Source organism: Caldalkalibacillus mannanilyticus JCM 10596, assembly GCF_000615945.1.
Taxonomy (GTDB): Bacteria; Bacillota; Bacilli; order Caldalkalibacillales; family JCM-10596; genus Bacillus_AT; species Bacillus_AT mannanilyticus.
The window spans coordinates 62,462-84,067 of record NZ_BAMO01000006.1; the positions used below are offsets into that span (position 1 = coordinate 62,462).

General features: G+C 40.1%; 28 protein-coding genes and 3 pseudogenes. 5 read left to right on the forward strand and 26 right to left on the reverse strand.

The features are described from left to right. The 12 genes and pseudogenes from nusB to spoIIIAA all read right to left on the reverse strand — a co-directional run bounded on the left by nusB (position 1) and on the right by spoIIIAA (position 8,105). A complete protein-coding gene (gene nusB, locus JCM10596_RS05105) occupies positions 1 to 390 on the reverse strand; it encodes a transcription antitermination factor NusB (protein WP_025026195.1) in 390 nt (129 codons plus the stop codon). Between the two features lie 63 nt (positions 391 to 453). Beyond that, complete coding sequence (locus tag JCM10596_RS05110) at positions 454 to 858, reverse strand: Asp23/Gls24 family envelope stress response protein (protein ID WP_025026196.1); 405 nt, start codon at positions 856 to 858, stop codon at positions 454 to 456. A gap of 13 nt (positions 859 to 871) precedes the next feature. Further along, entirely contained in the window at positions 872 to 2,227 is a 1,356-nt protein-coding gene (gene accC, locus JCM10596_RS05115) for an acetyl-CoA carboxylase biotin carboxylase subunit (protein ID WP_025026197.1), read from the reverse strand. A 14-nt stretch (positions 2,228 to 2,241) separates the two neighbouring features. Further along, positions 2,242 to 2,748: an acetyl-CoA carboxylase biotin carboxyl carrier protein gene (gene accB / locus JCM10596_RS05120; protein ID WP_025026198.1), complete on the reverse strand. Its 507-nt coding sequence runs from the start codon at positions 2,746 to 2,748 to the stop codon at positions 2,242 to 2,244. 136 nt (positions 2,749 to 2,884) lie between these two features. Continuing rightward, positions 2,885 to 3,421: a SpoIIIAH-like family protein gene (locus JCM10596_RS05125; RefSeq protein ID WP_025026199.1), complete on the reverse strand. Its 537-nt coding sequence runs from the start codon at positions 3,419 to 3,421 to the stop codon at positions 2,885 to 2,887. Between the two features lie 15 nt (positions 3,422 to 3,436). Beyond that, on the reverse strand, positions 3,437 to 4,123 hold the full coding sequence (gene spoIIIAG, locus JCM10596_RS05130) for a stage III sporulation protein AG (protein ID WP_025026200.1): 687 nt from the start codon (positions 4,121 to 4,123) through the stop codon (positions 3,437 to 3,439). After that, the gene (gene spoIIIAF / locus JCM10596_RS05135) at positions 4,101 to 4,784 is read right to left on the reverse strand and encodes a stage III sporulation protein AF (protein WP_081791914.1); all 684 of its coding nucleotides are present in this window, start codon (positions 4,782 to 4,784) and stop codon (positions 4,101 to 4,103) included. The genes spoIIIAG and spoIIIAF overlap by 23 nt, the downstream gene beginning before the upstream one ends. A gap of 5 nt (positions 4,785 to 4,789) precedes the next feature. Beyond that, positions 4,790 to 5,965, reverse strand: a complete 1,176-nt coding sequence (gene spoIIIAE, locus JCM10596_RS05140; protein ID WP_025026202.1) for a stage III sporulation protein AE — start codon at positions 5,963 to 5,965, stop codon at positions 4,790 to 4,792. 28 nt (positions 5,966 to 5,993) lie between these two features. Then, a pseudogene (gene spoIIIAD, locus JCM10596_RS23995) lies at positions 5,994 to 6,382 on the reverse strand (stage III sporulation protein AD). Positions 6,383 to 6,392: 10 nt separating this feature from the next. Then, on the reverse strand, positions 6,393 to 6,596 hold the full coding sequence (spoIIIAC, locus tag JCM10596_RS05150) for a stage III sporulation protein AC (protein WP_025026203.1): 204 nt from the start codon (positions 6,594 to 6,596) through the stop codon (positions 6,393 to 6,395). Between the two features lie 24 nt (positions 6,597 to 6,620). After that, a complete protein-coding gene (gene spoIIIAB, locus JCM10596_RS24000; protein WP_159102319.1) occupies positions 6,621 to 7,100 on the reverse strand; it encodes a stage III sporulation protein SpoIIIAB in 480 nt (159 codons plus the stop codon). Between the two features lie 30 nt (positions 7,101 to 7,130). Beyond that, positions 7,131 to 8,105: a stage III sporulation protein AA gene (spoIIIAA, locus tag JCM10596_RS05160; RefSeq protein ID WP_025026204.1), complete on the reverse strand. Its 975-nt coding sequence runs from the start codon at positions 8,103 to 8,105 to the stop codon at positions 7,131 to 7,133. Between the two features lie 126 nt (positions 8,106 to 8,231). On the opposite strand from spoIIIAA, the gene JCM10596_RS05165 reads away from it, so the two are divergent. Beyond that, positions 8,232 to 9,098, forward strand: coding sequence for an alpha/beta fold hydrolase (locus JCM10596_RS05165; RefSeq protein WP_025026205.1), 867 nt, complete (start codon positions 8,232 to 8,234; stop codon positions 9,096 to 9,098). Here the strand turns inward: JCM10596_RS05165 and JCM10596_RS28590 are convergent. Beyond that, a complete protein-coding gene (locus JCM10596_RS28590; protein WP_081791916.1) occupies positions 9,035 to 9,307 on the reverse strand; it encodes a YqhV family protein in 273 nt (90 codons plus the stop codon). The genes JCM10596_RS05165 and JCM10596_RS28590 overlap by 64 nt on opposite strands. Positions 9,308 to 9,466: 159 nt before the next feature. Here JCM10596_RS28590 and JCM10596_RS27520 point away from each other — a divergent pair, with 159 nt between their 5' ends. Next, positions 9,467 to 10,231 (forward strand): phosphosulfolactate synthase, encoded by a 765-nt coding sequence (locus JCM10596_RS27520; RefSeq protein ID WP_025026206.1) that lies wholly within the window; start codon positions 9,467 to 9,469, stop codon positions 10,229 to 10,231. Next, positions 10,221 to 10,952 (forward strand): 2-phosphosulfolactate phosphatase, encoded by a 732-nt coding sequence (locus tag JCM10596_RS05175; protein WP_025026207.1) that lies wholly within the window; start codon positions 10,221 to 10,223, stop codon positions 10,950 to 10,952. Before JCM10596_RS27520 ends, JCM10596_RS05175 begins: the two co-directional genes overlap by 11 nt. Before the next feature lie 112 nt (positions 10,953 to 11,064). Here JCM10596_RS05175 and JCM10596_RS05180 read toward each other — a convergent pair whose 3' ends face one another. The 9 genes from JCM10596_RS05180 to JCM10596_RS30765 all read right to left on the reverse strand — a co-directional run bounded on the left by JCM10596_RS05180 (position 11,065) and on the right by JCM10596_RS30765 (position 16,481). Next, the gene (locus JCM10596_RS05180) at positions 11,065 to 12,690 is read right to left on the reverse strand and encodes a putative polysaccharide biosynthesis protein (RefSeq protein WP_025026208.1); all 1,626 of its coding nucleotides are present in this window, start codon (positions 12,688 to 12,690) and stop codon (positions 11,065 to 11,067) included. A 219-nt stretch (positions 12,691 to 12,909) separates the two neighbouring features. Further along, entirely contained in the window at positions 12,910 to 13,086 is a 177-nt protein-coding gene (locus JCM10596_RS29095) for a hypothetical protein (RefSeq protein ID WP_148302511.1), read from the reverse strand. A gap of 76 nt (positions 13,087 to 13,162) precedes the next feature. Then, the gene (locus JCM10596_RS05190) at positions 13,163 to 13,348 is read right to left on the reverse strand and encodes a hypothetical protein (RefSeq protein WP_025026209.1); all 186 of its coding nucleotides are present in this window, start codon (positions 13,346 to 13,348) and stop codon (positions 13,163 to 13,165) included. A 44-nt stretch (positions 13,349 to 13,392) separates the two neighbouring features. Beyond that, positions 13,393 to 13,572 carry a hypothetical protein gene (locus JCM10596_RS05195; RefSeq protein WP_025026210.1) on the reverse strand — a complete coding sequence of 60 codons (180 nt, stop codon included), beginning with the start codon at positions 13,570 to 13,572 and terminating at the stop codon, positions 13,393 to 13,395. 138 nt (positions 13,573 to 13,710) lie between these two features. After that, positions 13,711 to 14,268, reverse strand: a complete 558-nt coding sequence (gene efp / locus JCM10596_RS05200) for an elongation factor P (protein WP_025026211.1) — start codon at positions 14,266 to 14,268, stop codon at positions 13,711 to 13,713. A 29-nt stretch (positions 14,269 to 14,297) separates the two neighbouring features. Further along, the gene (locus JCM10596_RS05205) at positions 14,298 to 15,368 is read right to left on the reverse strand and encodes a M24 family metallopeptidase (RefSeq protein ID WP_025026212.1); all 1,071 of its coding nucleotides are present in this window, start codon (positions 15,366 to 15,368) and stop codon (positions 14,298 to 14,300) included. 9 nt (positions 15,369 to 15,377) lie between these two features. Next, the gene (gene aroQ, locus JCM10596_RS05210; RefSeq protein WP_025026213.1) at positions 15,378 to 15,818 is read right to left on the reverse strand and encodes a type II 3-dehydroquinate dehydratase; all 441 of its coding nucleotides are present in this window, start codon (positions 15,816 to 15,818) and stop codon (positions 15,378 to 15,380) included. An 88-nt stretch (positions 15,819 to 15,906) separates the two neighbouring features. Continuing rightward, on the reverse strand, positions 15,907 to 16,224 hold the full coding sequence (locus JCM10596_RS30760) for a YqhR family membrane protein (RefSeq protein WP_159102320.1): 318 nt from the start codon (positions 16,222 to 16,224) through the stop codon (positions 15,907 to 15,909). Further along, on the reverse strand, positions 16,191 to 16,481 hold the full coding sequence (locus JCM10596_RS30765) for a YqhR family membrane protein (protein ID WP_025026214.1): 291 nt from the start codon (positions 16,479 to 16,481) through the stop codon (positions 16,191 to 16,193). Before JCM10596_RS30765 ends, JCM10596_RS30760 begins: the two co-directional genes overlap by 34 nt. A gap of 172 nt (positions 16,482 to 16,653) precedes the next feature. Here JCM10596_RS30765 and JCM10596_RS05225 point away from each other — a divergent pair, with 172 nt between their 5' ends. Next, entirely contained in the window at positions 16,654 to 17,607 is a 954-nt protein-coding gene (locus JCM10596_RS05225; RefSeq protein ID WP_025026215.1) for a DUF1385 domain-containing protein, read from the forward strand. A 22-nt stretch (positions 17,608 to 17,629) separates the two neighbouring features. Further along, entirely contained in the window at positions 17,630 to 17,986 is a 357-nt protein-coding gene (locus JCM10596_RS24010; protein WP_148302512.1) for an SA1362 family protein, read from the forward strand. 33 nt (positions 17,987 to 18,019) lie between these two features. On the opposite strand, the gene JCM10596_RS05235 is transcribed toward JCM10596_RS24010, so the two are convergent. From JCM10596_RS05235 to JCM10596_RS05250, 4 genes and pseudogenes are all read right to left on the reverse strand, one after another. Beyond that, positions 18,020 to 18,967 (reverse strand): patatin-like phospholipase family protein, encoded by a 948-nt coding sequence (locus tag JCM10596_RS05235; protein WP_025026217.1) that lies wholly within the window; start codon positions 18,965 to 18,967, stop codon positions 18,020 to 18,022. Between the two features lie 150 nt (positions 18,968 to 19,117). Then, positions 19,118 to 19,542: pseudogene (gene mntR, locus JCM10596_RS24015) on the reverse strand (transcriptional regulator MntR). Positions 19,543 to 19,650: 108 nt separating this feature from the next. After that, positions 19,651 to 20,731, reverse strand: a pseudogene (gene splB, locus JCM10596_RS24020) (spore photoproduct lyase). 93 nt (positions 20,732 to 20,824) lie between these two features. After that, the gene (locus JCM10596_RS05250; protein WP_025026218.1) at positions 20,825 to 21,553 is read right to left on the reverse strand and encodes a cytochrome c biogenesis CcdA family protein; all 729 of its coding nucleotides are present in this window, start codon (positions 21,551 to 21,553) and stop codon (positions 20,825 to 20,827) included. Positions 21,554 to 21,606 lie beyond the last annotated feature (53 nt).

The following is a 21,606-nucleotide window of genomic DNA, read 5'->3' on the forward strand; positions in this document are numbered from 1 at the left end:
TTATTCACCTTGTTTGGCGATACTTGAGAGAACACCATTTATAAATTTACTAGACTGATCCGTGCCAAACTCTTTTGCTAACTCCACAGCCTCGTTAATCACCACTTGGTTGGGAGCATCTTCACGGTACTGTAATTCATATGTAGCCAAACGCAGGATGGCTCGATCAACATGAGGAAGTCGGTCAAGGGTCCATTTGTTTAGATGAGGCTTAAGTGTGGTATCAATTTCTTCGATATGATCACGGATTCCTGTGACCACTTCGTCTAAAAAAGAATCTCTTTCTCCACTACCTAAAACATTCTGTAACGCTTCTCCCCATTCTGTCTTCGCCAGATCAACCTGATAAAGTGTTTGAATTGCTTTCTTGCGAGCTGTTCTTCTTTTCATTCTACCTTCTCCTTTAGTTAAGGAATGGAAAGAACCACCATGACTGGTGGTTATCTTTATCCATTATTTTACCCTTTTTTCCTCATTATTTGCCTGTACTTCTGGTTTAATTTGTACACTGACCACATGCACGTTCACTTCAATGACATCTAAACCAGTCATATTTTGAATGGCGGTTTTGACGTTTTCTTGAACTGCCATTGCCACACTAGGGATGCGCACACCGTATTCAACGACAATGGATACGTCTACCGCTGTCCGTTCCTCTCCCAGTTCAACACGAACTCCCTTGGCTAGGTTCTTACGGCCCAGTCTTTCCACTATCCCGCCTACAAATCCACCGCTCATAAAAGCGACTCCATCGATCTCTGAAGCGGCTAATCCTGCAATTACCTCAATCACTTCTGGTGCAATCTCTACTTTGCCTAACTTTAGTGTTTGATTAAATTGTGGAAATGAAGTTTCCATTTGAGCACCTCTCTTATTTGTTTTTATTGGTTAAATCATAGGTTTCTAAGAATTTAGTATTAAATTCACCACTGACAAATGCCTCGTGGTTTAATACCCTTTGATGAAAGTCAATGGTTGTATCTATACCCTCGACAACAAATTCGCTTAGCGCTCGCTTCATACGTTGGATGGCTTCTTCTCTTGTTTTGCCCCACACGATGAGCTTGGCTATCATGGAATCATAGTAGGGCGAAATCATATAGCCAGGGTACGCCCCGCTATCTACACGAACACCTAATCCACCCGGAGGTAGATACATATCTATTTTCCCTGGTGATGGCATAAAGTTCCTGTCAGGATTTTCGGCATTGATTCTACATTCGATAGACCAGCCGTTAAATTCTACATCAGCCTGTGAAAAGGAAAGAGGATTTCCTGCGGCTACAGAAATTTGCTCCTTGATTAAATCGACTCCTGTAATAAGCTCAGTAACAGGATGCTCTACTTGAATCCTTGTATTCATCTCCATGAAATAATAATTACCCTGATGGTCATAGATAAATTCAATCGTTCCCGCTCCAGAGTAATTCACCGCCTTGGCGGCAGCCACAGCTGCTTGACCCATCTCTTCCCTTTTTTCTGCTGAAAGGGCTGGAGATGGAGCTTCTTCGATCAGCTTTTGCAAACGACGCTGAATGGAGCAATCTCTTTCTCCTAAGTGAACCACATTCCCATGGTTATCAGCCATAATTTGAATTTCTACATGTCTGAAATCCTCAATGAATTTCTCGATATATACCCCTGGATTTCCAAAATTCGTGGCTGCTTCCTGTTGGGTAATATTGATCCCCTTGATAAGCTCTTCCTTGCTTCGTGCTACACGAATTCCTTTTCCACCGCCCCCAGCAGTCGCTTTAATAATCACTGGGTAGGTAATCTTTTCAGCCACTTGCAGCCCTTCTTCAACATCTGCCACAATTCCATCAGAACCAGGGACAATTGGTACCCCAGCTTGAGCCATTGTTTCTCTGGCAACGGCTTTCGCTCCCATTTTATTGATAGCCTCTGGGCTAGGACCAATGAAAGTAATATTACAGGCAGCGCAGAGCTCAGCAAAATCGGCATTTTCAGATAAGAAACCATACCCTGGATGAATCGCATCTACCTCTGTTAGAGTAGCGACACTCATCAGGTTGGTAAAATTCAAATAGCTATCCTTCGATGTTTTTGGACCAATACAATAGGCTTCATCTGCGAGCCTAACATGTAATGAATCTTTGTCCACATCAGAATAAACCGCTACAGTATAGATTCCTAGCTCCTTACAAGCTCGAATAATTCGAACGGCGATTTCGCCACGATTAGCGATCAAAACTTTATTAAACATAGAAAGTTCCCCTTTTATTCAGCCTTGACAAGGAATAGTGCTTGACCGTATTCCACAAGTTGTCCATTTTCAACGAGAATTTCCACAATTTCCCCTTTAACTTCGGCCTCAATTTCATTCATTAGCTTCATCGCTTCAACAATACACACAATAGTAGAATTGTTTACCTTATCTCCAACCTTCACATACGGGCTTGCATCTGGTGCTGGCGCCGCATAAAAAGTCCCTACCATTGGTGACACAATTTTATGTAACCCTGTATCTTGTGACTCTGGCTTTGGTGCTGCTTCTTCTTTGACCACTGGAGACACCTCAACAGGTGCAGGTGCAGAAACAACAGGTTGTGAAACAGGCTGGTATATGGTTTCTTGCACAGCAGGTGCTTGTACCTGGATCGGCGCTCCTGGCTGTGTTCCTTTTTTAATACTTACTTTTAACCCTTCAAACTCATAGTCAAAATCAGTAACGCTTGATTGATCTACTAGTTTAATTAGTTCGCGAATTTCGTGCATTTTTAACACGTGTATCACTCCTACGTTATAAAAGATTTCAAACTCCACTTATTATACCATACTATTCTACCTAATTTGCAAAAATAAATGACCTCACTTTAAGAGTAGCTCTCAAAGCAAGGTCTTAAATCTTATATTCTTCCTCTTATCTATAGCTAACCTTGACTTGATTTCCTGCTACATTTAGATGCTCCTTGACAATTTTAATAATGCCTAGCGCCTGACTTTTTTCCAAGGCTCCATCACTTTTAACGACGACATTGACACGATCTAGATCTGCGATGACAACAGCTTCTTCAAAACCTTCGGCACGAATTAAGCTTTCTAACGTTAATTCTGCTTCTGCTAGATCTGCGATCGTATTCATTTTGTTATTCGCTTCGGCAATGGTTTGTGCTGTTGCCTCTGTTGAATTCATCATTTGCTCGTATTCATCCATTAATTGTGCCCTTTGTGTATCTCTTTCCATACGATAAGACATGAAAAAGTTCGTATCCGCATTGCTAAACGATGTAGAAATATCTGTTTCCCCTATCCCCTGTAAATCAAGAGCAAATTGATCCTCTACCTCATTCATTGAATAATAATCTACAGGTTCATTGTTGAATAGATAGTAAGCGGACAGAACTACCATCAAGCTTAACATTGTTAATAGCCATACCGTTTGTTTTTTTAATACCATCTTCTATTTCCTCCCCTATTTTCGTTTTGGTAACACGGAGATTTTGTGTAACGGTACATCGAGAACTCTTTGTACTGCTTCCGTGACCATTGCTTTAACCTGCATATTTTCTGTTCCAGTGGCAACAACAAGAACTCCTCTGACTTTCGGCTTCTTGGTCATAATGATCACTGGTTCTTCGTCACTCCCTTGGCGGATGATGACGACTTGCTCTTCTTGTTTTTGATCATCGATTTGGCGATTCCCCCCTTCACGGTCTTTTTCGTTTGTTATTTGCTGTGATCGATTTCTGTTTTTCTCAACAACAATTTGCTCTGAGCTATCTAGATTGACCATGACAGAAACCTCACCAACACCTACAATTTTCCCAAGAATCTCCACCAATTGATTCTCGTACATCTCTTCATAATCAGCCATGGTAAATGGAGTTTTTTTCGAGGTGCCAATGGTTTCGAGCACCTCTCCTTGATTCGCAGTGGAACTAGTCGGGATCGATAAGGGGGACTGAACCTGTTCTTGAAAACTAAAAAAATTATGTAAGATCATCGCTCCCAGTCCCAAACAGACTAAGATCATCATCCAATGTAGAAAGCTCATCTTTCCTTTCTCAGGTGGTGGTTGAGGTTCCTCATTCTTCTCCTTAGGTTCAAAAAACAGGTTAATCAATAGATTTTTGAGCTTATTCCATATAGGTTTCTCCACTCGAATCACCTCCAATCCACAAAAGAGAGATCTTGTCCTTAGATATATTCCATTCAACTTGTACTATTTTTAGAACTTCTTTTTGTAATTTTTTTTCTCTATCACTGATGTTTTTTGTTGGTGATAATGACTCCTTAGACGACGTGATTCGTACTGAAACCGGTTTGACTGGCTCTACCTTCGTTACACTGGCTGTACCCTCCTGCGGATCATTGGCGAACTCTCGCAGCTGCAAGGTAAGTTGACAATGCTCGAGCTCTACCTGCTCACGAAGGGGTCTTAGTACTAGCACAACCTCTTGAACATTCACTTCTAGTCTTGCTTCCACTTCTTTTTTGATCTCTTCTCCCCAACGATCAGCCACTTCTTGAAGCACGGATTGCTCGTGTAGCTGATTTAACTCTCCTTTTGTCTGATCTAGCTTATTCTGAAAAGAAGAGTCCTTTTCTTCTAACAAATGATCTATGGTCATCAGCATCCGATCGTAATCAAATTTAAATAGCTGTAAAATCGGAGATAGAATCATCAATATGACGAGAAGACCGACAACAAGCTTGACATAGCGTTTCATGTTACTGCTTGGTAGGATCAGATCTACGAAACTAGCCAATAGGATTAACAAAACAATATGCTTGATCCACTCTCCCAGATAGGACATCATCAGAATCACCTAACCATCACAGATAAATTACTAGCGGCAATAATAATGGTAATCGCTAGAAAAAACATAAGACAGACAGTAGCCAAAGCAGCGAAAACATAGACCAAGCTTTTGCCAATAATGTTCAAGCAGCTAATTACATTTGAGCTCCCCAGAGGCTGAAGCACTGCTGCAGAGATGTTAAAGATAAGGGCAATCGTCAGGATTTTAAGAGCAGGAAAGGCACAGAGCAGCAGTAAGATAATGACACCTGCCAAGCCTACAGTGTTCTTCACCAAGAGCGAGGCGCCAATCACTGTGTCAGTAGCATCTGTAAACATTCTTCCAACCACTGGAACAAAGTTACCTGTAATGAATTTGGCTGTCTTAATTGTCACTCCATCTAAGACAGCACTCGCCGCTCCCTGCACGGAAACAACCCCTAGAAAAATGGTGAGAAAAACACCCAAAATTCCAACACTGATGTTTCTTAATAAAGTCGATAACTGGCTAACCTTATATTCCTCGGAAAAGGTACTGACAATGCCAAGAACTGCAGAAAAGAATAACAGAGGAAAGACCACACTATAGATAAATACTCCACTACTATTCACTAGAAAGACAATGAGAGGGTGAAACAGAGAAACAGAGGTAATATTGCCAAGTGAAGCCATTAAGGCTAAAACGAGTGGCATTAACGCCATCATGAAATGAACCATATTAGATATAGCTTCCTTCGCATAGCCTATCGCCACATGAAAGCTATTCATTGCCAGTAACAGAATAACAAGATAGGTGATCGAATAGGCTACCTTACTCACACTATTTTTTTCGAAGGCGGATTGAATATTTTCTAGGATCATACTAAAAACGGTTAAGATAATAATGGCTCCCAGTAGCTTTCCGTTAATCCATAGCTCTTGGAAGATAAATTTAAGAAACCCTTTAAACATTCCTACTGAAAAAAGAGAACCTTCTAATTTAAAAAAATCCTTTAATGAGAGCGGCTGATTCTCAGGAAGATAACCATTATATTCTGTTTTCACTTGCTCCCAGAACTGTTCAATCTCAGTTGTACCTAGATTTTCTAATTGTTGTTCAATAAAGGTATCAGCAGGGCTTCCTCCTTCTGCTTGAACAGCTTGGGGAAGTTGAGTCAGAACTACTATGACTAGAGTGATATACTGGAATAGCCTCTTCATCTCTCTCGACTCCTTTTACTCAGAACTATCAGGTCGGAATGAAATTCATGACGGTTTCAATGATCACTGTTATAATGGGAATCGCCATCACCATAATTAGAATCTTTCCAGCTAGTTCAATCTTTGAGGCAATAGCCCCTGCCCCGCATCTCTTGTGATCTGTGCCCCAAATTCCGCAATATAAGCTATTCCAATAATCTTTAAGATGGTTTTTAAGTAAATCAAGTTAATTCCACCTTCAGTAGCCAATCTTTCTAATAGGCTAATTACCTCTGCTATTTTTCCGATTAAAAAAAGAAAGATCATAAGACCTGTAATCGTCGCCAGCATGAAGGCAAAAATCGGCTTTTGTTCCTTCAGGATGAGAATTAAAATGGTGGCAATAAGTCCAAAGCCTACAATCTGAATGATCTCCATTCCATCCCTCCTACTGAAAGAGAAAGACGGTTTTGATCTTCTCAAACAAATCATGAATCCAGTTGGCAACCATAAATAACACAACAATAAAGCCTATGAGCGTGACCCATTGAGCAATATCCTTTCTCCCTGCTTGTTCTAAAACGGTGTGAAGCATGGCAACAATAATCCCTATACCTGCTATCTGAAAAATTGCATTCACATCATAGCCCAAGAAATCCACCTCTCTAACCTCAATCTAGATCAATACGATGACGATAAGAGCCCCAGTTAAAAAACCCAACGTTTTGTACATTTTTTCATGTTTTAGCTGCTCCTCTCTGGCTTCTAACTCTGCTTGCTTAAATTTAGCCATCATGAGCTTCAGATGCTTTTGCTGATCGGCACGATCTGAATTTCCGATAATCTTGCCAAAGTGATGTAACCATTCGATCTCCAGTGGCTTCATAGCGAGGTGGGGAATGATTTCTTTGAGTGATTTTTCCCAGCATTCATACGTGGTTGCTCCGTCCAAGGTTTCCAGGTAGTGCGTACATCTGAAGAATAGATCACCTATCACTCCGGTATTTGTTTGACTAATCTTACGAAAGGCTGCTTCAAGAGGAGTAGCGGCATACGAAATCTCCGTTTCTAGCATTTGCAAATCCATTTGAATTTCTCTTAATTGTTTCGTGCGATGAGAGAGGCGTTTCGCTAGATAGAAGCTACTAAGGTGCAAGCAATAAGGATAAACGATGCTCCCACAACTTTAAGCATATATTTCTCCTCTTTCTAGAACACGAATCTTGCGAGCTTCACCATCTAAGATTGCCTCAATGGTTCCTACACCTCTTCGCTTGCTTAGTACAATGTACCGCTGAAAGGAACCGGCAGACAGAAGCTCTCTCAACTTAGGTCTTTTTCTTATATCCTCCACCGAGGAACCGTGCACAGTGGTTACAATGCCTACCCCTGCATAAATAGCTTCCATTATGGCACTGACATCCTCCTCGCTCCCTATTTCATCCGTTGCAATAATATCAGGGCTCATGGAGCGTATGAGCATCATCATCCCCTCTGCCTTAGGACAAGCATCTAGTACATCCACTCTAGGACCCAAATCCTTTTGAGGGATTCCTTCTAGGCAACTTGCAATCTCAGAGCGTTCATCCACTACGCCTATTTTCTGACCTTGTAACAAAAGATCAGCTTCTCCCCTACTGAGGACCCGAATCATATCGCGTAGTAAAGTCGTTTTTCCGCAGCGAGGAGGAGAAATAATCAAAGTATTTAATAGTCTTCCCTGCTCGATTAAGGAAGGAAGCAAGGGTATAGCAATATTCTTTACTTCCTTAGCAATTCGAAAATTAAAGGACTTAATATCTCTTAACAACTTCAGTCTGCCTTCCTCTATAATGCCTCGTCCTGCAATTCCAACCCGATGACCTCCAGCAACCGTAATATATCCCCTTTTTAGCTCTTCTTCTACAGCATAGACAGAGTGACGACTGATCAAGTTCATGATCTTATGAGCCGCTTCTTCATCTGGGATCAGCCCTTGTTCTGCTTGAGAAGATATTGTTCCTTGAGTGGTTAGAAAAAAAGATTGATTTCTTATCACGAGTTCCACAGGACGCCCCACTCTAATACGCACTTCTTCGAGCCAAGCGATCTGCTCTGCATCAAGTCCTTGTAGAGCTTGTTTAATCGTTGCAGGCATATAAGACAAAATAGGAATGTTCACATCTACCTCCTCCTTTGTCCTCTTTCTTAACACATTCATATGCAGGCTTGTTCAAAATCATGCAGATAATTTCTTGCGAAGGGGATAAACTACCAGTGAGAAAAGACGACCTAGAGGAGGATAAGTATGGCCTATTTACCGCTTAAGGATGTGACGATTTATTACGAAGTTGAAGGAGAAGGATTCCCTATTGTTCTTATCCACGGGATGGGACTTTCACATGTTAATTGGCGAGGGCAAGTCGAGTACTTCACTAAGCATGGGTATCAAACGATTACCCTGGATATTCGGGGACATGGCAGAAGTACTGAAACCCTTCAGATGAATAAGCACAAAAACATCATCAACCAGCTCACAGAGGATGTCTATAAGTTACTAACGAAGCTCTCTATAAAAGAAGCCGTCTTTGCTGGTTATTCTACTGGAACGGTTATTGTCCAGAATTTCACATTAACCTATCCTGAGCTTGTCCGAGGGATTGTTCTTTCAGGTGCCTTCCCCAAGATTCATAACCTTTATTTATTCGGTAAATTTATTTCATCCATTAGTCTTGCCTATTTAAAGCTCAGAAAGCCTCTAGAAAAAGGCGTGGCACGTTCGAATGGAAAAGATGAAGACCAAATTAACTTATTTCATAAGGAAGCAAAAAAAGTAAGAAGAAAAGAAGCAATCCGTTTATTAAGAGCTTCTTTAGATTTCGATTGCCGAGATCGACTCAAGGAAATTCAAGTTCCAATCTTGGTCACGTATGGAGGCAATGAACGGTACATGATGACCTATAGACATGATTACCTACTAGAGGCGCCCACAGCTGAAGTCTGTCTCTTTCCTAATGTAAATCATGCTACCCTCACTAAGAGCGAAGAGAAGTACAACCAGGTTCTGCTTGACTTTATAGAGAAAGTCACCATTCAAGAAAAGCCCTTAGATTATTTCCTTAACCCGAGAATGATGAATCCAACCCCTAATCCGATCAACAAAAGCTTAGAGTAAGATATTTTCTCGGCAAGATGAAGAATCCCTAGACTCATACTGCTAATAAAAATAAGAGGACCAACCACCGCTAAAAAAGCGTTCACCATGAGCGCTTTTTCCACATCATTTAACCGAAGAATCAGAAATCCCGCCGTTAACTCGATAAGACCTGATAGAATCCGAAGCCCTGCCATAGCCAATATTATTTTCTCAATTACTGTAAACATAGCATGCCCATTCTCCTTCCAATAGAAAATCAACTTGTATAGTGTATGTCCTATTTTCTAAAATCATGATGGAGAATATGATCCTTGAAGAAGATCGGAACCTTTCTCAGCATTTGAGCATAGAATAGAGGCAAGTATGATGTTAAATGAGGTGACTCTATGTTTTTTCACCAACTATGGTCCAAGGAACTTAAAGATCCTAGTGGTACTAGAGGGATTAAGAAGCCACGTCAAACCGGTTTAACTCTGGTCATCGATAAAGGAATTGGATTGGACTCTTTTTGTGACCTATTGCAGCTTCATGCCGGCTATATTGACTATATAAAATTATCATCCATTTCAGCTGCCCTCTATCCTCCTTCTATCCTGAAAAAAAAGAGTGAGGCGGCTATTCTCTGTCAAACGGAGCTGTATACAGATAGCCAGTTAATAGAAGTGGCAATCGCACATCAGCAGTTAAGAAGGTTTTTTGATTCGCTTCATCAATTAGAAATATTCACAATTGAGATTCCTGAGGTTTCAGATCACCTAAGCGAAAAAGCTAGAATCGAATTAATCCACGAAGCAAAAAAAGAAGGATTCAATACCATTACTCTCTGTCAGACCGAAGCCAATTCCCTTTCTACAGGAGCCATCGAGGCGATCCACAAGAGATTTGAACTAGACAAAGCAGCTGGTGCTACCTATGTTTCTTTATCACAATACCCTGGACTATGGTTACTCGAGGCAATGAAGGATAAATTACCTCTGCCTGAATTTATTTTTCCCGCTAGTCAAGCAGCAGAGCAAACAGCTCTTATTGAAATGTACGGCAACCACATGAACATAAGTCATATCCCCTTCGAAGATGCCCTGACATTAGAAACGTATCGGCGAAAAGCAAAACAGAAACAAACAGAATGGAAGATTTCAAATGAAAGTTGATGTGACTCTTTCAGTCAATGATGTCAAGCAAGAAGAACTGTGCAACAAAACGGTGATCGTGATCGATTCTCTCAGAGCCACTTCATCGATCCTAACAGCCCTCTACCAAGGGTGTAAAAAAGTCATACCAGTTGAAACCGTGGGGCAAGCTCTTCAGTACGAGGGCTTGGAGAATGTGGTTCTTGTCGGAGAACGATACAGCAAAAAAGTACACGGCTTTCACTTCGGAAACTCTCCGACACAGATTAGTCGTTTGGAGCTTCAAGATAAAACGATCGTGATTACTTCAACAAACGGGACAAAAGCATTACAAAAAGCAAAGAGAGCATCTCACATTTTGGTTGGCTGCTTTTTAAATGCCTCTCATTGTATGGAAGTTGCACAGAAGCTAAGAAAAGATATTATGATCCTATGTGCGGGTAGAAGAGGTAGATTTGCGATAGAAGATGGCTTAACCGCAGGCTTAATGATTCAACACCTATGTTCTCAGCTTCAGCCTGTAGAATGTAGTGATATTGCCTTAATGCTAAAAAATAATTACGCTACTCAAAAGGAACAATTAGTTTCCCTGATACGTTCAGGTGCAACGGGGCGAACTCTTATTGAAACCTCTCAAGAAGAGGATATTGACTATTGCTTGCAGGTAGATCTATATCCTTTAACGGGAGTCTATCAACATGACGGAATTGTAAAATGCACCAATCCACTCCTTTTAGTGTAAATAGAAGTTAAGCTAGCGTTCTACCAGATGAAGTTTCCATGTATTCAACCAATATAAAAACGACAGAGAAACTATTTTTTTCTGTCGGTTTTTATATCGTTCATTCAACATTCTATGCTTCCATTTTCTTTTTTTTAAATCGGTCCAACACCCGTACTCGATCTCCCAAAATAATAAACAATAAATTGGATCTTAGCCCTAGCCAAATATACAGCAAAACAAATAGACTCCCTGTCACTCCAACAACGATGAAAGATTCCAAACGTCCAATTGTGAACAGAATTTCTGAAATCCATTTCAAAATAATAAGTCCTAAGGTAGCAAGCATGACTTGAAGGAGAATCAAGAAATGCTGTTTAAGACGATGTTTAAAACGATAATGCAGGAACCTCCTGATAAAAACAAGATTTAGAGAGATCGAAAACAAAAAACCTGCATTTGTTGCTATGATCGGTCCAAGCTCTTCAAAATGGATGATAAAAAACGTGTTGAAGAAAGCCTTGAATACTATGCCGATAGATAAGCTTAACAAGACATACCTTTGCAAATTGATGCCTTGTAGTATCGCCGCCGTCACGGTAAATAAAGCAAATAAAATAGCGGTTGGCGCATACCAGCGCAGTATTTTCCCTCCCAATAGATACTCGCTCAAACTATATAGCAATGTATAGATCGGATAGGACATGACAGACATGTAGACAACCATAGGCAAGGTGATATATATAATCACTTGAAAGGACTGCGTGACATATTGGTGAAGTAGTTTTTGATCCTTGGATGTATATGCCTTCGTAATAATGGGTACAAGGGTTAGACTCATCGCTGTAGCTAATGCCACAGGAACTAAGATTACTTTTTGAACTAAAGCCATAACAGCATTAATTTCTTCTGCTCCACCTTGCTTGTAGCCAATACTAGTTAAAGCCTGATTAATCGTAAAGGTATCAATAAAGCTATACAGTGGAATAGTCAATCCCACAAAAACAAAAGGGATGGCATAGGATATCAATTCCTTATACATGTTCCAATAAGTCACCTGCTGATACCCTAACCGATTTTGAAATGGACGCTCTAGATAGCTTCGACGCTTTCTCCAATAATAATATAGAGTAGCCATCCCACCAACTCCACCAACAAAAGCTCCAAATGTGGCAAAACCAACTGCTGTAGATAATGCACCATTCCAGACCCTCAAGACTAAATAACTACAGATTAAGATAAAAATAATCCGCACAATCTGTTCGATTACCTGCGATACTGCCGTCGGTCCCATAGAATGGTGTCCTTGAAAATACCCGCGGATGATTCCCATTGCTGGGACAATGAGCAGAGCCATGCTTACCATGCGAATGACATGCGTAATGTCTTCGAGTGAGTTTCCAGACGTATCATGAGGATCAATGACCACCAAGGCAATCGAAGGAGCATAGATAAATAATAGGATAAAAGAAACAAGACCTGTTCCCAGCATAAGAAGCAAACCTGATCTAAATAGACGCCTGCCTGTTTCGTAATCTCCGAGTTCATTATATTTAGAAACAAATTTAGAAACAGCAAGTGGAATTCCCATGGTGGTAAAGCTGAGTAATACTATGTAAGCCTGATAGGCATAATTATATAAAACATATCCTTGAGTCCCTACAAGCGCCTTAAAAGGAACAACATAAATAAACCCTAGGATCTTTGAAATGAAAATGGCGGCTGTTAAAATCATCGTTCCTCTAACAAAATTAGACATCTTATCCTCCTGCTACACTCATTGTGATGACTCATAATCAATCTCTATCCTACATATTTTGACACTATTTTAGAACTTTAGCAATTTCAAAGAACAAGTGGCACCTTTTCAAGCATACTCATATACTATGTTGACTGGTGAATGATCTTCCTTAAATCGTAGGTGAATTAGACACTCACAGCGTTGATTTAATCAGACTTATTCACCAGTTTTCACACATTATGTCTTACTTACTTTGATCCCTGCTTTCTGCAGAGTTTTTGCTATTTTTTGAGCATTTCCTGATTTTAATGCAGAGCTGAATTGCTGAGCAAATTTGGGATCACTTAACTTTTGCATGAATTTCACTGATTCGGAAGGGCTTAATCTTGGAGTATTGGGTGGCAGCTGTGCCATAGTTTCACCTCCTATTCATGTGAAAGGAGTGGAATCAATCCACTCCTTTTCATTAGACACTCACAGCGTTGATTTATTAGACTGCAATAGCTCTGATATCGCTTAATAAGATATAAAGAGTAAATCCTCCTACTTGGAATAGAGCTTGGTTACCAACAATCCCAATAAATTTAGCAAAGATGAACCCTGAAGCGTCGAACCAAACAAATACGTTCTGTCCAGGAGAGAGTTTATATAACACTTTCGGTGCGTTGCAATACATAGATCCTCACCCCCATTCTATCCTCATTTCATAAGGGAGTCTGCCTATTCTTCTGTGTTTGTTTTGAATATATTTTGATTCGTCGGTAACGGAGATGTTGCCGTTCGTTTTTCATCTAACTCTGCTTGAATCCTATGGTTCGTCATATTTTCTAAACTAGCTTTGCTTGGGTCTAATAGTGCGTCGTTCATACTTGATTTTTTAAACCCATATTTCTCTAGCACCGTGTACCCCCCTTTCTTCTGAGGATACTACATACTATTCAATTCAATTTGAAATGCTTGGACAAACTTTCTAGTTCGAGCGTTGATTTTTACGCAAAAAAAAAAAGACAGCGATTCGCTGTCCTTTGGAAGTCTACTTTATGCTCTTGACACATAATCTCCATCACGAGTATCAATGATTAGCTTATCTCCAATATTAATGAAGAAAGGAACTTGTACAACTAAGCCTGTTTCCATCTTAGCTGGTTTAGAACCACCAGAAGCAGTATCTCCTTTGATTCCTGGTTCTGTTTCAACAACCTCTAGCTCAACAGTATTAGGAAGGTCTACACCAATGGTTTCTCCTTGATACATAATAATGCTAACCATCATGTTTTCTAAAAGATATTTAAGTGCATCTTCTAATTGAGCACTTGTTAAGTTAATTTGATCATAGCTCTCGTTGTCCATGAATGTATACTCATCACCTGTGTTATAAAGGTATTGCATTTTACGAGTTTCAATATGCGCTTTTGGCATTTTTTCTGTTGTACGGAATGTTCTTTCTTGAATGTTACCATTTCGAACATTTTTAAGCTTTGAACGAACAAATGCAGCCCCTTTCCCTGGCTTCACGTGTTGGAACTCCACAATTTGCCATACATCATTATCCAGCTCAATGGTTAAACCTGTTTTAAAATCTGAAGTTGAAATCATCATGTCTATTAGTCCTCCTACTTTCCTACTTACTCTATTATGATTAGTTCTTTTGGTGATTGGGTTAGAATCTCATTTCCATCTTCAGTGATGACGATATCATCTTCAATTCGAACTCCACCAATTCCCGGAAGATAAATCCCCGGCTCTACTGTAACAACCATTCCTGGTTCCAGTTTTCGATCCACCTTCACTGAAAGACCAGGAGTTTCATGTACCTCTAATCCTATTGCGTGACCCGTTGAATGACCAAAGTATTCTCCGTAGCCCTTGGCACTGATATAATCTCTACATAGGGCATCCGCTTCTTTGCCGGTCATCCCTGCTCTCATCTGCTGAACCCCAATTAGTTGGGCTTGTAAACAAACATCGTAAATCTCCTTTAGTTTATCACAAGGCTCCCCCATGGCAAAGGTTCTGGTCATATCAGAGCAGTACCCTTGGTATAAAGCACCAAAATCGAGCGTCACAAAATCTCCTTGTTCAATCACTTTCTCACTAGCAACTCCATGGGGTAAAGCAGAACGAACCCCAGAAGCAACAATAATACTAAAGGAGGAAGAGGTTGCTCCTAGCTTACGCATGTAGAACTCCAGCTCCATCGCTACGTCCCACTCTCGCATTCCTACTTTTATAAATTTCAGAATATGCTCATAGGTTTCATCGACAATACGAACAGCTTGGCGAATCAACTGAAGTTCTTCTTCTTCCTTCACCATTCTTAAGGGTTCTACAGCTCCAGAAATGGGAACAAGTTCAGAATCTGTGAACCTTTCCTTATATACTCGAAAAGCGGAGTAGGGAACATGATCTTGTTCAAATCCTAAACGAGCAATGTTTAGACGTTTTAATTCTGCTGCAATCGTTTCACTAATGGGTCCATCATGCTTGACAATGGTATACCCATCGATTTGATTCGTCGCTTGCTCAACGTACCGAAAATCAGTGATGAATACGGATTCTGTCATTGTAATCAACGCAACTCCAGCTGTTCCAGTAAAACCTGTCATATATCTACGGTTACTATCACTTGTTACCAATAAAGCATCTATCTGATATTGATCAAATAAACCTTTCAGTTTTTCAATTCGTTGTCGCACAAGACCCTCCTATTTTGCATCGACTCCATGAATCATTGCTTCTAATGCTAAGCGATAGCCAATAAACCCCAACCCAGCAATTTGCCCTTGACAGACAGGAGCTACTACGGAATGATGGCGAAATTCTTCTCGCTGATAAACATTAGAAATATGTACCTCAATTACCGGCAGTGAAATACTCGCTATAGCATCACGAATGGCATAGCTATAGTGTGTAAATGCCCCAGGGTTGATGATAATCCCCAGATACTTTCCCTCAGCTTGATGGATTTGATCAATTAATTCACCCTCATGATTTGATTGAAAACAATTGACCAAAATATGGTTCTCGTTTCCCCATTGCTGCAATTCACTGACAAGATCTTCTAGAGTGCGATGCCCATATACCTCAGGCTCTCTTAAACCTAAACGATTAATATTAGGACCATTTAATACAAGTAGAGATCTCATACATCTTTGGCTCCTTAGCTAAAGCTTTTTATCCTAGGACATTTTATCATATTTCAGCAACATTTGGATAGATGAAAATGAGTTTTGTCTAATTTCTCTGCTTTTCCAGCTCCTCTTGTAAATGTTCGTACGATATTGAATAGCCAACAAATAATCCATAAATAAGGAACAAACAGAGTATAGTTATATTTGTATTCCAATCCAATTGACGGAAAGAACCTACCCCTGGGACCAAAGGATGGAGGGCAAAGAAGATGACAACCCACAGAGCCAAACCAAACCATAATCCTGCCCAAACGGTGTTGATTTTGCGAAATAAAGCATGGTACACCCACGCTATAAGAATGGAAAGCAGACTTAGAACTAAGATCCCTATAACATGAGCCCAAGGCCCCCTAACCCCCACCTCACCACAGGATAGAACGGCCACATGCGTATCACTACCCCCGGTCCAAAAGGGATAAAATTGATAAAATGAGCCGCATAGGCGAGGACAGAAACAAATAATCCGCCAAAAAAACCTGTCACATAAATATAGTTATTTACCTGATTCTGCTGTTGATTTTCGCGCTGGTTTTCAGATGATTTTTTATCTCTAGATTCTTCTTGGTTTTCAGTTACATTTTCATTCTGTATATCTTTTTGATTCTCATCGTTTTTCATTTTTTTCACCTCACTACTAGTATGGACGAACTCCCAAAAAACACACCCATGTTCAGAATGAAGCTAGCTAGTCTAAACGATTTTTTTCATGTACAATGGAAGAAAACTCAAGTAAGATTTCCATCCTCGAAAGACAAAGCATTATAGCCAAAACAAGTAGGTTGGTGAGTTCATGGGTCAGAAACCAAAACCAGCATACGGAGGACAAGCAGTTGTAGAAGGTGTGATGTTTACTGGAAAAAAAGTATATGTTACAGCTATACGACGTAAAGATAATAGTATAGAATACTTAGAATTGGAAAAAAAGGAGAAGGAGTGGGTCAATAAACTAAGAAAAATTCCTTTTCTTCGCGGGAATGTCGCTCTAGTGGAAGCAAGCGCTTATGGAAGTACGCACCTTAACTTCTCCACAGAGAGATACGATATTCACCCTGAGGAGGATGAGAAAATACTTCCTACTCAGCAACCCTCTAAGCTGACCCTTTGGCTGGGGGTAGCCGTTGTAGGTGTTCTCTCTTTTCTCTTTAGTAAAATCATTTTCACCGTTGTGCCAGCGATTGTGGCACATACACTATTCAAATCATGGTTCCCCACTCATCTGGGACAGAATATAGTGGAAGGTGTCATTAAAACTTTTCTCCTTTTTGGCTATCTCTATGTGATTTCTTTGACACCTTTAGTGAAGCGTCTATTTCAATACCACGGTGCCGAGCATAAGGTGATCAACTGTTATGAGGAGGACAAGAAACTCACTGTTCAAAATGTACAAGACGCTTCCCGATTCCATTATCGCTGTGGAAGCAGCTTTATTATTTTCACCATTCTGATCGGGGGATTTGTCTATTTAATGCTCCCAAGTGAGCCTCTAATGGAGCGGATTTTCTACAGAATTTTATTCCTGCCTGTTGTCATTGGAATATCTTTCGAGGTTCTTCAGTTAACCAATAAGTTTCGGGATGTGCCTATATTACGCTTCTTAGGATATCCAGGGTTATGGCTCCAGAAGCTAACGACTAAAGAGCCTACAAATGAACAGATTGAGGTTTCAATCGCCTCTTTTAGGAGGATGCTAGAACATGATCAAAATACCTTACAAAAGGAAAATGGACAGCATCAAGCGATCTAAATTTTATGAAGGTGGTGTAGTGATGAAAAAAAATTGGCATCCTCTCTTTTACACTTTCTTGGCACTAGCGTTATTTGGATTTCTATACATGGTAGTTACGCAGCCACTACAACTCCTAAACCAAATCCTTGTCTTAGGTCTTGTGCTCTGCATCTTCTATCTCGTTTATCGTTATTGGCTTAAACCTAAAATGAGTCCAAACAAGGGTCGTCACTATACCAAACCTGTTTCTAAACAGCCTTCTTTATTTCTATCTAAAGGCATCCAACACACTAAATCATCGACTGCTAAAACAACACTCAAGAAAAAGCGCAAGGATCATCCTTTCACCGTGATTGAAGGAAATAAAGGGAAGAAAAAAAATCCTTTTTCTTCTTAGTCATAACTTCCTTGTCATCATTGCTTGAAAAGGTTAGCGTTTGACAAAACATGACTGGTTTACCTTAGGAGTTAAGCGATGTTTGACGAGATACGCTGAATAGTTCCACTGCTCAAAAAAATCTTTTGCTTCACGACGCCCGAGCTCAATCAGGCGTTTTTTTTGCTCTGTAGATATTCGAAAATCTGTGGTCTTTACACCCTCTACTGGGATAAAAATGGTTCTTACTGCATCATGCCCTTCAATGGATCTGCGATCATGTGCCTCTAGCATCGTAGTAAAAAGAGCGATAAATAAAGAAATCGGTCCTTTAATCAGGGAAGGTGAATACACCTCACCAGCTCTTAAACGATAGCCAAAAGTAGGCCAGCGTGGGGTAGATGGTGTATCAAAAATCCAAACAGGATAATTACTGAGGATCGCCCCATCAATAATATAAATCTTATCCTTCTTAAATGAGAATTCTACGGGACGAAAGAAATAGGGAATGGTTGTACTCATTTGAACCGCTTTCGCTATGGAAAAGGATTTCCAATCAACACCATACCACTCCAGATCATCAGGAATAATCATAATCCTTCCATTGGAAATATCGGAGGCAATAATTTTCAACTTTCCTTCAGGGAGATCACCAAAAGAATCAACCCCTTTTTTGTTCAGCTTTTCCTTCATCCATAGTTCCATTCTGGTATTGGTATACATCCCATTTCTCCAATAAATATTCATCCCTTTTCCGAGAATAGGAATCCTTCCAACCCAGTCCGTTTCTAGAAAATGGAGAAACGAAAATTCCTCCATAATTTCCTCCAGCTCACTTCCTGTATAGCCTGCCGCCAAAAGACTCGCAGTGATCGCTCCAGCTGACGTACCAGCAAGCCTAGCAAATTGATACCCTCTTTTTTCCGTTTCTTGTATGGCTCCAACAAAGGCAATTCCTTTTACTCCACCACCTTCAAATACAGCATCACATTTCTGAACCATCCCCTGAGCACCCTCTTCCTGTTTTTTGACATACAGAAAAAAGTTCTTTGAGAAAGGCTTATTAAGTACCATGTCATTTTATGCAATAAAAAGCCACAGAAACTCAGGATACTTGAGCTACTATGGCTTGGTGTTATTTATTCATTTGTGTTATTGTTCTGTTTCTTCTTCTTCTTTCAGGGACATTAGATCCTTCACTCGAGAGGATCATCTTTAAAGTATTGAACTAAGTACTCTATACAAGTGATTGAATCCCAACTTAAATGGTGTTCAATTCCTTCAACATCCTTATAAATGTTTTCCTCACTTACCCCAATCATTTGTAAAAATTCTTCAAGCAATGTATGGCGATCTACTAATCTTTTCCCGATCTTCTTTCCTTTTGCTGTTAGAATTAAACCTCTATACTTCTCATAAATAAGGTATTTATTCTGATCCAGTTTTTGAACCATTTTGGTTACAGAAGAAGGATGGACTTGTAATGCCTCAGCAATATCTGATACTCGAGCATATCCCTTCTCTTCAATAAGAGAGTAGATCTGTTCCAAATAATCTTCCATACTAGGGGTAGGCATACTCGTTCCTCCTATAACACACAGTTTTTCGATACAAAATAACACACGATAAGTGATTTATGGTGCATTACGATGATACACTCTTTTGTATAGAAAAACAAGTCTTATTTACGTAAAGTACTCGATCTTAGAATTCGGAAAGAATTCTCCAATCAAACCTTCTATATATTCTCTTAGTTCATTTGCTTCATCATTCTGATACACATATTTACCTCTACCGTACTTTCCCCATTTATACTTACGAGTTTCTTCATCCATCTCAAGCTTGGTTTTAGGGTAACGCTCTAAAATGACACGCTTGGCGGTTTTAGTAAAACGATGCATGATTAACTCAAAGCTTAAATCGACCCTTGCTTCAGCAATTAATTCACGATCTAAGCGTAAAAAGAGTTCTCTATATCCTTCCTGCCAGCCTTCAAAACGCATCAGCGGCGCCAAAATAAACCCTAAGGGATATCCTGCTTTGGCTACTTTTCCAGCCGCTTCAATCCTTTCTTCAAATGAGGATGTGGCAGGTTCAAAGTTCCTGATGACATAATCGGCATTCATACTAAATCTGAAACGAGTGTGTTGATTATGCTTAGCCTGTAATAAGTGATCGACATGGTGAAACTTGGTTACAAATCGAAGCCTGCCAAACTCCTGCTGTCCCATATATTCTATAGCTCGTAACAAATTATGGGTCAAATGGTCAATTCCCACAGGGTCCGATGTACAAGCAGCCTCAAACCGGGTGATCTCTGGCTTCCTCTCTTCAATATAACGAGAAGCTGCCTCAAAAATATCGTCTGTATTCACATAGACACGAAGATAAGGCTTCGTTCCCATCGTTGTTTGCAGATAGCAATAGTGACAATGACCCATACATCCAGTCGATAATGGTATAGCATATTCGGCTGAGGGTTTAGACGTATCGAAGGTGAGAGTTTTTCTAACTCCTACCACCAGCGTTCTCTTGGCATTTCGATAAGCCTCAGATGGTGTATCTCCGGGTATTCCCATCACCCTGTTGTGTGAAGTGGTCATCTTAACAGGAGTTCCGTTCTTTTTAAAGCGTTCCATCAGTTCCTGACCCAAAGGGTAATCTAGAGAAGCAGGTTCAAAAAAAAACAAGATCAGGCTCAAAAGGTGCTGTTTCCTTTTTTCTTTTATAACCTATACGTTTTTTTTCTTCCGTACTCGTAACCATGAATACACACCCCTACTCTTAAGTGTTTTTCTACTTATCTAAGTTAGAGTGCGCAACTTAACAGGGGAGTATGTGATGATGACCCGAAACCAATTAGCCTAGTTGATCCAGCCAAGTTCCTTGAATCATTTTTAAAATGTACACAGAATACTTTGTCAACAAATCCGTGTAGAGCAAAATCCCCATAATGACCATAAGGACTCCACCAACCTTCATAATAACAGCTGAATACCTGACAATCCATTTCGTTGTTCCAATAAAAAAGGAAAGAACAAAAAAAGGAAGAGAGAAACCAAACGTATAAGCGAGCATAGGAAATATTCCTTGGGAAGGATTACTAGCACTAAGTGCAAGAATGGCACTGAGAATTGGGCCTACACAAGGTGTCCACCCCGCGGCAAAACCCATCCCGATAAAGACCGAACCAAGGTAACCCACTGGTTTTCTAGAAAACTGTATTCGCTTTTCTCTCATCAGCCATTCCATTTTAAAGAAGCCGATAAGGAATAACCCCATCACGACAAGTAAGATCCCACTAAGCTGTTGGATCAATTTGTTGTATGTAATAAAAAATTGACCGGCGAAGCTCGCACCGAATCCTAAAGCTAAGTAGATAAACGAGATGCCCAGTAAAAAAAAGAACGTATGAAGCATGATTTTCATTCGAGTCTTCTGGTTTTTGTTTTCTTGCATATCTTTTACTGAGACTCCCGTAATATAAGATAAGTAAGCAGGATAAAGAGGTAAGGTGCATGGTGAAATAAAGGAGAGTATCCCTGCACCAAAAGCAACGAATAAAGTAACTTGCGAAGCTGAATCCAAGATATGATCACCCTTCCCTAACTAGATCTTTCATTCTTTTACATTCTTTCATT